The organism is Psychromonas arctica (genome assembly GCF_036697365.1).
Classification (GTDB): domain Bacteria; phylum Pseudomonadota; class Gammaproteobacteria; order Enterobacterales; family Psychromonadaceae; genus Psychromonas; species Psychromonas arctica_A.
Genome location: NZ_JBAHZA010000028.1, coordinates 1 through 12,294, shown reverse-complemented (window position 1 = coordinate 12,294; position 12,294 = coordinate 1). Strand labels below are relative to the sequence as shown.

Sequence of the window (12,294 nt, the reverse complement as noted above, 5' to 3'; positions counted from 1 at the left end):
GGTTAATACCTTGCGCATTACGAGCAGCTTTAAAGGTAGCATGAAACTCACCATCTGGGTTAATCAGTACAATAGAAGCACTATGGTCAACCAAGTAATACTCCTCTTTTTCACTCTTTTCGACGATACTATAAATCAATCCTAGTTGAGTAACAAAAGGCCACAGTTGCTTGTGCGTACTGGTAACTCCAATAAAGTTAGGATTAAAATAATTTACATAATCAGCTAGTTGCTCTGCTTTATCACGGTTTGGGTCGACAGAGACAAACACAACCTGAGTGGTTGTGCTTTGATCATTTGGTAGATTTGGATAAACACGGTCTAAGTCAGCTAAAGTCGAAGGGCAAACATCAGGACAAAAGGTATAACCAACAAAAAATAAAGTCCATTTTCCCTTTAATGATGCGTTGGTAAACGCAGCTTGGCCTGCTTTTTCAAAAGAAAAGTCCGGCAATGCACGGCTAGGCTGATTCAATACTAAAGCTTTATTATTAGTAATAAAGGGTAAACTACTACTGAGATTTAATGTATTGGCTTGCAATGCGCCAAACAACAAACAAAACCCCATCATGATGCAAGTTAATACAATAATTAAAGGTTTCATTTATCTCTCTCTATTCGGAATTTTATATTGTCATTTTAATAAAAATGACAATGATAGTTACATCCAATCAGCGGTTCTAATAACGCCAACAGCGATACCTTCAATATCAAATGATTGATATTCTAGGTCTACTTTGATCGGATCAAATAAGTTGTTTTCTGCTTTTAAAGTGACTTGTTTTCCATCACGGTAAAAACGTTTTACGGTGACATCTTCTTCAACACGAGCAACAACCACTTGGCCATTATTGATACTTTGAGTTTTATGTACTGCTAATAGATCGCCATCCATAATACCAATATCTTTCATGCTTTCACCTTGCACGCGCAATAAGAAATCAGCCGCAGGATGAAATAAGGACGGATCAACATCATAGTGTGTTTCAACATGCTCTTGTGCCAAAATAGGCTCACCAGCGGCCACTTTACCAATTAGCGGCAAACCTTCTACTACCACTTCGTTATCTTTGTGCTCGGTCACAACTCGAATACCACGTGAAGTGCCAGATAGGATCTCAATTGCGCCTTTACGCGCCAGTGCTTTTAAGTGCTCTTCAGCCGCATTTGCACTTTTAAAACCAAGAATCTTTGCCAGTTCCACGCGCGTTGGTGGCATGCCTGTCTTAGCTATTTGATCTTTAATTACATCTAAAACTTCGCCTTGGCGTTTAGTTAGCTCTTTCATTAGGATCTCCACGCATTAATAAACTGTAAACATACACAGTGTATATCCATACATGGTTAAATACCAGTTAAGACGTTATTTTTATTCAATAATCAAAGTTAAGGCTTTATAACTGGCCACTGAAAGTTACCGTGGTTGCACCACTAGCATTTTTAGGGCCTATCCAATTCAATGATTTAGCCACTGAAGGTGCTAATTTATCAGTACCTTGAATTTCCCCATTTAATTTATACACACCACCTTCGCTTAAGGTAATATCCAGCGCAGTAATTAATTCCTCTGACTCTTGACTGACAAATGCTGTCACATCGCCGTCATCACAACCCAGTTCAACGGTTGAAGAATCAAGGTTTATCCTACCTAACTGACTATTAACGACAGCATTCTGCCACAACACATTACCTTGAAGTTGCTGGCAATATGGCTGGCCTTGTACAAACTCTTTGATCACTGCAGAAAATTCACCTTCAATTTTAACCGGCAGGCGCATTGGAATAAAAGTAAGTAGTTCTCTTGCGCTTAAGTCTAAAATTACATTGGATGCTTTGGTTCCTGCTAAGCCATAACTTATAAACCCTTTACCAGACATAGCATCAGGACCATTATAAAAAGAGACATCGCCAGCTAGGTTTAATGTTAATAGGTCCATTAAACTGATATCCCATTTAACATTCTCCAAACTCAATTTGCGATTTACCTGTACTTCTCTTGCTTGACCTTGCCAAATAGTGCCACTAGCATTTTTTATTTTAATACCATTTAATGGCAACCAATCCACCACTATGGCAGCCGGTAATTTAACTATTAGAGTCGTGAGATAAACCAAGACGACTAAGATCGCGATTTTAACTTTCATTGAATGCCCTAAATATATTAATAACTTAATGTTAAACGGTTAACTTTAACCAAACCCTGCACTTTATCTTGGCTTAAATCAGCACTATTAATTTTAACTTGGTGTTGATTTTGTAAGCTGGTTATCCAATCGATAAATTGGTTAAATTCAATTTGATTTATCCATACATCTACGGTGTCATTACGGCTTTGAATGCGCGTTATATTGATTTGATTACGCTTAGCACTGCTATTAATCAGTTGTGATAATGTCTGTCTTTTACCTACATTTTGATTTACTACACCAGCACTGATCACTTTATTTGCATTCACCTTCACCCATTCTAGGTTTTGTTGTGCATTCTTCAATTGCAACTCACTGGCGGCTAAGTTATTAGCTAAAGGTTGCCATACAATAAAGTAGATAAAAGCAATAAATAAAATAACTGCAGAAATAAAGGTGAGCTGCTGCTCTCTTTGGCTAATGCTTTCCCACCAATCTTTAATTTGTTCAAACATTATTTAACCCTCACAGTCACTGTACCCGCGATACGATCCGCATTATTACCTAATGTGCCTTGTTCAAAAGCATAACGCGCTGGCACTTTTGCTGCGAATTGTTCAAAAGCCTCGAAACTATCTGCACTAATCGTTAAACTTAGTTCTTGATTTCGGCTGGTATATTTTAGATTTGAGATCTGCAAACTAGGTACTGCTTTTATTGCAGGTAATAAGTCATTTAGAATAATCAATAATCCCGCTTCTTCTTTATCGACATTCGCACTAGCCAATAAAGTTTTTAAACGTTTTTTAATACGACTATAACGAAGACGCCCTTGGTCTGGAAAAGCAGCTTGGTAAACATCTTCTACTTGTGATTTCACAACCAAAGTTTGCTGTTCAGTCTGTTCTATTTTCACAAATAGATTAACCACTAACACCACAAATAAAATACCGGCGGCAATTGCGACACCTTTCCATTTATGCAGTTGCAAATGATTTTCTTTTTGTATCGCAAACTCACCCGTCAGCAAATTAAGGTTAGTATGGATAGCACCTTCCGCTAATAGCTGCATTGGCAAGACCGGTGTGGCTGCAATCCATTCACCGACTTGAATATCAGGCAACGGGCTGTGACTTTGAATCACTTGTTGAGTATTCTGCTGTAAACGTAACGCTAATACATCGCCCAGCATTTCATCTTCACAACTCCAAGCCTGGAAAGCCCCTTCACGAATCAACCATTGCTTCCCTTGCTGCAAAGCTTGCCATTGTGTTTCGTCCGCTGTAGGTAAGGCTAATGCTTCAGGTACCATGCGCTGACAAAATATTTCTGCTGCCTCTAACCAATCTAACCAAAGTTGTAATTTCGCTTTAAAGCAGATGGCGACCTCTATTTGGTCTACTTTTTTAGATAGCACAGAAAAATGTAATTTATCTACATCACTCGCTAATTCGTCTTCCAACATATAAGGTAAAGCTTGTTGCATTTGGCGTGTAAAGCTACCTTTAATCGCGACAGACTTTAAGGTGATATCCACACTAGGCGCTAAACAGATAACTTTACGTGTTTGTGCTTTTTCAGTTAGTAAGCTTAAGGCCTCTGCATTATCTAATTCGCCAGAAGCAATAATCTCTTGTTCTTTCTCAGACCATATTAACCAATGAATTGTCTGATGTGCTTCACTTGCTAGGCGAATAATTAATTGTTCACTCACTGAGCCTCTCCAGTACCTACCAACTCATCTACTCCCGCGTATTGGAAGCGAATCTCGGTGGCTTCTTCACTCTCTATATAAAATAATAGCTTCAATACTATTACACGTTGGTCAAATTCAGCTGCACCAAAAAATTGAAAATAATCACTTGTTACGCTTAATTGTGCTTCTTCTTCATCAGAAATATCTTGCCCATCCAACAAACTTTCAGACAAGAACTCTTCTACTGACTCCCAACCACTGGTTGGTCTATCATCGATTAACTCTTCAAAGTCTTCAACTGTAAAATCTAGATCTTCTGAAAACAATGCATACAATAAAGTCGCTTTATCCATTCTAATTGTATTAACGTTAATCAACTGTTCAGAGGTAGGTAAAGCACACAAATAATCTTTAATATTGTCGTAAATATCAGCCGTAACACCTTGTACTGAACGTAACTCTGAAATATCTACCATCAAGTTATTAGCAGTTAAATGAGGAACTTGTAAAGATTCATAATAACGATCCTCAGCCCCTTCAGATTCATCGGCAGTATCGTCACTGTCAACCCAATCACGCGCGGACTCAACGATCGTCTCTGCGGTACCTTCTTCTACATCTAGCTCTTCTAACAAACGTTTTAATTGGCTAACTGCTAATGGTTCATCGTCTTCATCATCGTCTTCCTGGGTTGCTAATGCATTAATGTTAAAGCAACTTCTGAAGTCCACCATATTACCGGTGATTTGACCTTCATCGACAGGAAATACTAAATCTGGTGTCGCCCAAGTTTGGTCTAAGCTAACTATTTCACTGTCTTCAAAGTCATCTTCTAGAATCATTCGGCTAAACTCAACTGTTGCTTGACTATACCAATAGATTTTTTCTGAGTAATTGACTCCCTCGGTACGCAACAAGCTGGAAGTCATTCTTCCTGTCATTGTTGAAGCTACCGTGACCATGATAGCTAAGATCATCAAAACAGTAATTAATGCAATGCCCTGCTGTTTATGTGGACTTAGCATCAATCACCTACCTCACTAGCCGCTAACACAAATACACGCCTCAACTCGCCATAATGTTTACTATTGATGGTAATTTCAATACCCGTTGGTAAAGCAGAAGTCGATGACCAAGAGGTAACCCAAGTATCATCCCAAAATCTGAAAGATAACCCTTCTATATCATTTAGAATAACTTGCTGTTCCGGCTCTTCTCCGGAAATAGTATCCGGGTGCAAATAATATAGACGCTGTAATTGGCCATCTTGTACTCGATAACCAACGCGTAAGACATTAGATCGCGGTAATAAATTAAGTGGATTAAACCAACCTAAGCGATTAAATTCTATGCCTTCATATTCTGAGTCTAAAACATCATCACCGGCGTACAACACTTGTAAATCTTCATCATCGGTACCTTCAATACGGGAGGTCCTTGCAACCATTTGTGAAAAATCCCGTTCAATCAGTAACATGCCTCGTTGAATCTCTTTAAGGTTTTGGTCATGTTCTCGACTAATTTCTCCGCTACGTAATACACCTTGTAAAATCTGATAAGCGGCAAAACTGAGCATGGCAAAAATAGCGATAGCGACTAGGATTTCAACTAATGTGAAACCTTGGCTCTTTGCGATACGACGACCTTGTTTATTGCGCAACATAAGTTCTTATATATCCAAGAGCTTGACCATCTTTTGTATCACTAACTTCTACATCCAATGCTCTAAAACTGTTATTACCGGTTTTGACGCCTTTGTAACGTAAATACCATATGACTCCTGCAAATTCGATCTCTTCTTCTTCCCAGTTTAAACCAGGCCATTCCTCTTCTATTTTTAGCTCTGCAAGGCGATTACTGGCGACCCAAGTTGCAAAGGTCTTTTGCTGTAAATAATCCTGATTACGCAATGATTCAGATGCAGCCTGCATAACAGCTAAACCAGCAGTAGCTAAAATAACTAACGCTAACATCACTTCAAGCAATGTCATACCAGACTGACGCTGGTTGTTTTTTTTAAGGTTAGCCTTAATCACAGTTATTACTCTTTAATTACTTCAATGACGCCAGTCATAGAGACTTTGACGGTGACATCATGACTGTTATCACCAGTATTAAAAAAGGTATAACTAAAGGGCGTCATTTCTCCGCTGGACATGATGTAAACCACTGGTTGAAGTGCACTTTGCTCTTCTTCACCAATTCTGACACGGTCTGAATCACTTAAAAAAGAATCGTCCGTTGCACTATTTTGTACTGCTTCCAACTCTCCCCAAACACTCCCTGATAGATCATATTCAGCAAGCATATCATCGGGAAACGTTACATCACCATGAATACGATCATCAATAATCGGTATCCATTGTTTATTTATTGCATCGTAAGATGTAAAAGTGTAGCCCTGCTCATTAAATTGAATGCCAAACTCTGTATTTAAGATCAATGCCTGATCTTGAGCTAGCTGTAATAATGTACTGAACCGCTGAGCATGCCAATCAGTTCCCTCCGTAGTGCTCCCACTACTTGGTAAGGTCATGACCACGCCAACAGAAATCATACCCAGTAATAATAATACCAGCATGACTTCTAGTAGTGTGAAGCCTCTATTGACATGTCTCACCATGTGCATTTAGCAGCGGAGGCTATTTATCAAGTAAATTCCAGTTACCGATATCGTCATCAGTACCTTCTTCACCGTCTAAACCAACAGATAAAATATCAACTTTACCATTTTCACCAGGGCTATTTAGTACGTAATCATTACCCCAAGGATCCTGAGGAAGACGCTTAATGTAACCATCTTCACGATAGTTACGTGGCGTTGGTGATACGCTTGGCTCAGAAACAAGTGCTTCTAAACCTTGGTCAGTTGTAGGGTAAACACTGTTATCTAACTTATACATATCCAGCGAGTTTTCTAAAGCAACAATATCTGATTTTACTTTTTGAATGTCTGCCTTGTCTTTATTACCAATTAGATTAGGTACGACCATTGCAGCTAGTACACCTAAAATCACGATAACCACCATAATCTCTAACAAGGTAAAACCTTTTTGTTGCTTATTTGATGTTGAATTTTTCACTTTTTAGTCCTTTTAATTTTCCGAGAAATGGCTCAGCTAACCTGATACCAAATTATTAAGTGCTAATATAGGCTGTAAGATTGCAGCAACAATAAAGAGCACCACTCCTGCCATAGAAATGACCAAAGCTGGTTCAAACAAACCTAATGCCAATGTCACCTGTGCCGAGAATTGTTTATCTTGATTGTCTGCTGAACGCTCTAGCATATTACCTAATTCACCACTACGTTCACCACTAGCAATCATATGCAGCATCATAGGAGGGAATAGTTTAGTACTCGCTAGTGCACGACCTAAACTTGTTCCTTCTCTCACCCGTTCGGCAGCTTCCCCTACTTTTAATCGTATATGCTGATTACTTAATACGTTACCCGCAATACTCATCGCTTCAAGTAAAGGTACTGCACTGCTATTTAAAATGCTCAATGTTCTGGCAAAGCGGGCGGTATTAAGTTCATTAACCACTCTACCAATGACAGGGAAATTAAGTAAAGTGCGATCAAAGCGTAATTGATTTTTCGCTTTGCGTAAGTATTGTTTAAATAATAAAAAAGCAATAATACACACACCAACAAAATATAAGCCATAAGCACTCAACGCATCGCTGGTAGCAATTAAAAATTTAGTCGAAGCAGGTAGATCTGCCCCCATATGTTGGAATTGCCCAACAACTTGCGGCACAACCGAAGTTAATAAAATAGCCACAACTGAAATAGCAACAAGGGTTAATACAATTGGGTAAATCAACGCCTGCATCATTTTGCTTTTCATTTCTTGGCGTTGTTCTTCATAGTCCGCTAGTCTATCTAATACTTTTTCTAAGTGTCCTGACTTTTCACCTGCAGCAACCATTGCACAAAACAAGTTATCAAAGATCATTGGGTAATTACGCATACTATCGGCTAGGCTATAACCTTCAATCACGCCACCACGTACCGCTGAAATCATATCTTTAATTTTTGGTTTATCGCATTGATCCGCGACTGCTTGTAACGATTCTTCAATAGGAATAGAAGAAGCTACTAAGGTAGAAAGTTGACGTGTAATTAATGCAAGATCGGTGGTTTTTATTTTGGTTTGAATAAAGCTTTTACCAGCTTTTTTACGTTTAGCAGCTACCGCTTCCACTTCAAGCGGTATCATGCCAGCATTACGTAACTGCTGGCGCAACATACGTGCAGAATCTGCTTCTTGCGTACCTTTTTTCTGTTTACCTTTGGCGTCTAGCGCTTTATAAGAAAAAGTAGCCACACTAATCCTCTCTTGTTACACGTAAAATCTCTTCTAACGTGGTCAAACCAGCCAATACTTTCTCGATGCCGTCATCACGAATACTATCAGAGGTTTTACGAATTTCACGTTCGATGGCTTGTTCACCAGCTCCGGTATGAACTAACTCACGAACAACTTCATTCACTACAAGTAATTCATGGATACCAGTACGACCGCGATACCCAGTATGATTACATTGCACGCAACCATCTGGACGATAAATAATAGCTTGTTCATCTTCAGCTTTACCTAAAATGACTTTTTCAGAATCGGTTGCAGGATGAGCTACTTTACAATGAGGACATAAACGACGCACTAAACGTTGTGCAAGTACACCAAGAATACTTGATGATAAAAGAAATGGCTCAACCCCCATATCATGTAAACGGGTTACCGCACCTACTGCGGTATTAGTATGTAATGTAGATAATACTAAGTGACCAGTTAAACTCGCTTGAACAGCTATTTCAGCCGTTTCCAAATCACGAATCTCACCAATCATTACCACATCAGGATCTTGACGTAAAATTGCTCGCAAACCACGTGCAAAAGTCATGTCTACTTTTGGGTTAACTTGAGTTTGACCAATGCCATCGATGGCATACTCGATAGGATCTTCCACTGTTAAAATATTTCTATCTCTCGAGTTGATTTCTAATAGTCCTGCATAAAGCGTAGTACTTTTACCTGAACCTGTTGGCCCTGTCACCAAGATAATACCGTGTGGTTTATGAATTAAAGCCTGTAATAATTTATGGTTTTTAGGAGTCATTCCTAACGTAGATAAATCCAGTTTTACCGCGTTTTTATCTAATAAACGCAATACCACTCGTTCTCCATGACTGGCTGGCATAGTCGATACACGCACATCAACTGCACGCCCACCAATGCGTAATGAGATACGACCATCTTGTGGAATGCGCTTTTCAGCAATATCCAGCTTAGCCATCACTTTAATACGCGATACTAATAACGCCGCTAATTTACGTTGTGGTTTAAGTATTTCACGTAACACACCATCAATACGAAAGCGGATAACCAATGTTTGCTCAAAGGTTTCGATATGAATATCAGACGCTTCTTCTTTGATCGCTTCACCCAGCATTGCATTGATCAATTTAATGATCGGAGCATCATCTTCGGCTTCTAATAAATCATCATCGGCAGGTAATTCTTCAGCGAGCGTAAAGAAGTCATCGGCACCAAGATCTTCCATTAACTGTTGCGCTTCGAGCGAAGAAGATTGATAAGCGCGGGCGACTAACCTATCAAAAGTTTCATTATCGACGTGCTGTGTATTAAATGCATGTCCGATAACCCGTCTTGCTTCCACTAGAAGATCAACCGAAGGTACCTGTTTAAAGCACAAAGTACTCTTTGGACCATCATGAGACATAACAAGCTCATGCTTTTTAGAAAAAGTAAACGGCAACTGTCCAGAAGGCGTAAAATCTACGGCCTCTGGATCGAGCAAACTATCAGCGTCACTTACATTGTTCATATCGCTTTATCCGCTTTTTCTAAATCAATCTCGTGATTACTCTCACGCTCTGACTTTAAAAAAGTTCTTGGATCGATTTCAACTGATTCACCCCAATGCGGTAAAAGTGGCACCTCAGTTTCAGGCATTAAGGCAACACCATCAACACCTTGACTTAATTGTATTTGGCGCATTAACCCATATTTACGTTGACTCAATTGCATCATTGTTTCATCGTCACGAATAATCGTTGCACGTAAAAACACCATTAAATTACGTTTTTCTGTGCTGCTTTGAGTAGAGCGGAATAGTACACCAAGGTACGGAATATCACCTAACCACGGCACTTTATCGATAGTTTCGTTAACCTCTTCATCGATTAAACCACCAATAACAATGGTTTCCCCTGATTTAGCTAATACCGTCGTTTTAACCGAACGAGTGGCAAAGACAACATCTACTGAAGTTTGTCCTTGAATACTTGAAACCTCTTGTTCAATAACCATTTGCACAGAGTCACCTTCGTTGATCTGTGGAGTTACTTTTAGCTTAATACCAACTTCTTTACGTTCAATGGTTTGGAATGGGTTGTCATTAGAAGTACTTGAAGTTGAGCCCGTTAATACAGGCACTTCATCACCTACTATAAAGCTCGCTTCTTGATTATCTAGAGTCGTAATACTTGGTGTAGCTAATATGTTAGAGGTACTTGTAGAGCTTAATGCTTGAATAATAACAGCCCAATCACTATTGACATAGCCAGCGACACCACCTGAGATCGATGATAGTGCCGACGCCAAATCTTCATAATCATCTTCGTCATTATCAATAGCGTAAGCCCCTACAGCTAGTTCAGTTAATGAAGCACCGTTATCATTAAACTGTGTCCCTAAACCATTGGTTGTACCCCATTGAACATTTAACCGAACACCATCCCCTTCTGATACTTCAACAATAATAGCTTCTACTAACACTTGTGCACGACGAATATCTAATTGATGGATAATGCTAGTTAATGAGGACATAAGCGCAGGTTGCGCAGAAATAATAATAGAATTAGTCGGTTCATGTGCTTGAATATTTAAGCTAGATTCGTTGTTAGAAGAACTCCCTTTTTTACCCGATGTATCTTCAAGGCCTTTACTAACACCAGTTAGAACCTGCGCTACCTCTTTTGCATCTGCATATTTAAGATAAAAAACACGTGTATTACCATTATTTTTTAGCTCACTATCCAATGATTTAATCAGCTTGATGACACGATTACGAGTACTCGGCTCACCACTCACAATCACAGAATTAGTTCTTTCATCGGCGACTAAACGAGGCTTAAGTACACTAGTAGAATTGCTTTTAGAGCTAGTTGAAGTTTCTTGAATAGAGTTAATCATATTTACCATATCTAGAGAACTGGCAAATTGTAATTTAACAATATCGACTTCTTGGTCACCGGCTTTATCAACGCGGTGAATAATTTTAACTAGACGGTTTACGACAGCTGCTCGACCAGTAATCATAATGACGTTGGATGGGTCATAATGCACAACGTTACCACCACCAGCACTATCATTTAGCTGTCGTAATAAAGGAGCTAACTCTCTAACGGAAACGTTAATAACCGGAACAACCCGTGTCACCATCTCATCGCCTTTATATTCACTGTCATCATCAATAACAGGAATTGCAGCGACTTTCGCATCTTTGGATTTAATAACCTTAATAATGCCATTGTCCATTTCAACAATCGCAAACCCATAGACTTCTAATACATTCAAGAAGAACTGGTAATATTGGCTTTCATTAAGTAGATCGTAACTACGCACATTAATTTTGCCACGTACTGATGGGTCTAATATGATGGTTTTTTGTAAATTTTTACCAACAATATTAATAAATTCATTCAGATCAGCATTTTTAAAACTAGCAGAGTATTCAGCAGCTTCTACTACAGCAGACTGTGAAAACAACACAAAAACACTAGCCCCCAAAAAGTTAACCAGTCTTTTCTTTATTCCTAACATCATTACAACCTCATTACTTACTACGTCTGCTTATCATCTAACTATTAATATATTATGACAATTAATAGATTAGCGACTAAAACTTATAATTATTATTATGGGATACTGAAATACAGTTCACTTAATTCACCATCACGGTCAATTGTTAAACTTATATCAGTCATAGTCGGAAACTCTTTCATTAAACTTACAGCTTGGGTGATGTCAGTTAAGTCGACACCATTCAACTCTACCGCTAAATCGCCCGCTTTTAATCCAGCCTCTTCAAACAACTCTGGATTTTTACCTGGATTAACACGATACCCTTTAATTTGTTCACCTTCTCGTACTGGAGAAATTCGTACATAATCTAACAATTTACCTGGGTCTTCTACTAATTCGTCCCTATCCAGTGGAATCTCTTTTCTTTTTGAAGCACGATTGCTACGTTTACTCGCTGTTGATTTTTTAGCTTTGACTTCCTCCCCCTTTTCCAACTTAGCTAAACGCGCCTCTTCCTCTTCTAAACCATCTAAGATTAAGGTTTGCTCTTCGCCATTCACACTAATAATAATACGGTCATGGTAAATTTCAGTGACGACAGCATCTGTTCCTGGGATTTCAGACTCTATAAAAT

General features: G+C 38.9%; 14 protein-coding genes. All 14 read right to left on the bottom strand.

The features are described 5' to 3' along the window. Positions 1–604: SCO family protein (locus tag V5290_RS17025; protein ID WP_333388621.1), on the bottom strand; the 604-nt coding region annotated here is incomplete at its 3' end. Positions 605–661: 57 nt separating this feature from the next. Further along, a complete protein-coding gene (gene lexA, locus V5290_RS17020) occupies positions 662–1,288 on the bottom strand; it encodes a transcriptional repressor LexA (protein ID WP_333388618.1) in 627 nt (208 codons plus the stop codon). Between the two features lie 106 nt (positions 1,289–1,394). Next, complete coding sequence (locus V5290_RS17015; RefSeq protein WP_333388615.1) at positions 1,395–2,144, bottom strand: type II secretion system protein N; 750 nt, start codon at positions 2,142–2,144, stop codon at positions 1,395–1,397. A gap of 17 nt (positions 2,145–2,161) precedes the next feature. After that, positions 2,162–2,641 (bottom strand): type II secretion system protein M, encoded by a 480-nt coding sequence (locus tag V5290_RS17010; protein WP_333388612.1) that lies wholly within the window; start codon positions 2,639–2,641, stop codon positions 2,162–2,164. After that, entirely contained in the window at positions 2,641–3,840 is a 1,200-nt protein-coding gene (gene gspL / locus V5290_RS17005) for a type II secretion system protein GspL (protein ID WP_333388609.1), read from the bottom strand. The genes V5290_RS17010 and gspL overlap by 1 nt, the downstream gene beginning before the upstream one ends. Next, positions 3,837–4,847, bottom strand: coding sequence for a type II secretion system minor pseudopilin GspK (gspK, locus tag V5290_RS17000; protein WP_333388607.1), 1,011 nt, complete (start codon positions 4,845–4,847; stop codon positions 3,837–3,839). The genes gspL and gspK overlap by 4 nt, the downstream gene beginning before the upstream one ends. Further along, a complete protein-coding gene (gspJ, locus tag V5290_RS16995; protein ID WP_333388603.1) occupies positions 4,847–5,482 on the bottom strand; it encodes a type II secretion system minor pseudopilin GspJ in 636 nt (211 codons plus the stop codon). The genes gspK and gspJ overlap by 1 nt, the downstream gene beginning before the upstream one ends. Beyond that, positions 5,472–5,858, bottom strand: coding sequence for a type II secretion system minor pseudopilin GspI (gspI, locus tag V5290_RS16990; protein WP_333388599.1), 387 nt, complete (start codon positions 5,856–5,858; stop codon positions 5,472–5,474). Before gspI ends, gspJ begins: the two co-directional genes overlap by 11 nt. A gap of 5 nt (positions 5,859–5,863) precedes the next feature. Continuing rightward, the gene (gene gspH / locus V5290_RS16985) at positions 5,864–6,445 is read right to left on the bottom strand and encodes a type II secretion system minor pseudopilin GspH (RefSeq protein ID WP_333388596.1); all 582 of its coding nucleotides are present in this window, start codon (positions 6,443–6,445) and stop codon (positions 5,864–5,866) included. A gap of 19 nt (positions 6,446–6,464) precedes the next feature. Beyond that, a complete protein-coding gene (gspG, locus tag V5290_RS16980) occupies positions 6,465–6,905 on the bottom strand; it encodes a type II secretion system major pseudopilin GspG (RefSeq protein WP_333388593.1) in 441 nt (146 codons plus the stop codon). A 36-nt stretch (positions 6,906–6,941) separates the two neighbouring features. Then, positions 6,942–8,156 (bottom strand): type II secretion system inner membrane protein GspF, encoded by a 1,215-nt coding sequence (gene gspF / locus V5290_RS16975; protein WP_333388590.1) that lies wholly within the window; start codon positions 8,154–8,156, stop codon positions 6,942–6,944. Position 8,157: 1 nt separating this feature from the next. Then, positions 8,158–9,678 (bottom strand): type II secretion system ATPase GspE, encoded by a 1,521-nt coding sequence (gene gspE / locus V5290_RS16970; RefSeq protein ID WP_333388587.1) that lies wholly within the window; start codon positions 9,676–9,678, stop codon positions 8,158–8,160. Further along, positions 9,675–11,678, bottom strand: a complete 2,004-nt coding sequence (gene gspD, locus V5290_RS16965; RefSeq protein WP_333388624.1) for a type II secretion system secretin GspD — start codon at positions 11,676–11,678, stop codon at positions 9,675–9,677. Before gspD ends, gspE begins: the two co-directional genes overlap by 4 nt. Before the next feature lie 95 nt (positions 11,679–11,773). Then, positions 11,774–12,294: type II secretion system protein GspC (gspC, locus tag V5290_RS16960; RefSeq protein ID WP_333388584.1), on the bottom strand; the 521-nt coding region annotated here is incomplete at its 5' end.

Bases quoted from the DNA above. Each gene is read 5' to 3' on its own strand.
- lexA (WP_333388618.1), bottom strand. From the start codon at position 1,288: ATGAAAGAGCTAACTAAACGCCAAGGCGAAGTTTTAGATGTAATTAAA.
- gspK (WP_333388607.1), bottom strand. From the start codon at position 4,847: ATGCTAAGTCCACATAAACAGCAGGGCATTGCATTAATTACTGTTTTG.
- V5290_RS17010 (WP_333388612.1), bottom strand. From the start codon at position 2,641: ATGTTTGAACAAATTAAAGATTGGTGGGAAAGCATTAGCCAAAGAGAG.
- gspD (WP_333388624.1), bottom strand. From the start codon at position 11,678: ATGTTAGGAATAAAGAAAAGACTGGTTAACTTTTTGGGGGCTAGTGTT.
- gspH (WP_333388596.1), bottom strand. From the start codon at position 6,445: ATGGTGAGACATGTCAATAGAGGCTTCACACTACTAGAAGTCATGCTG.
- V5290_RS17015 (WP_333388615.1), bottom strand. From the start codon at position 2,144: ATGAAAGTTAAAATCGCGATCTTAGTCGTCTTGGTTTATCTCACGACT.
- gspE (WP_333388587.1), bottom strand. From the start codon at position 9,678: ATGAACAATGTAAGTGACGCTGATAGTTTGCTCGATCCAGAGGCCGTA.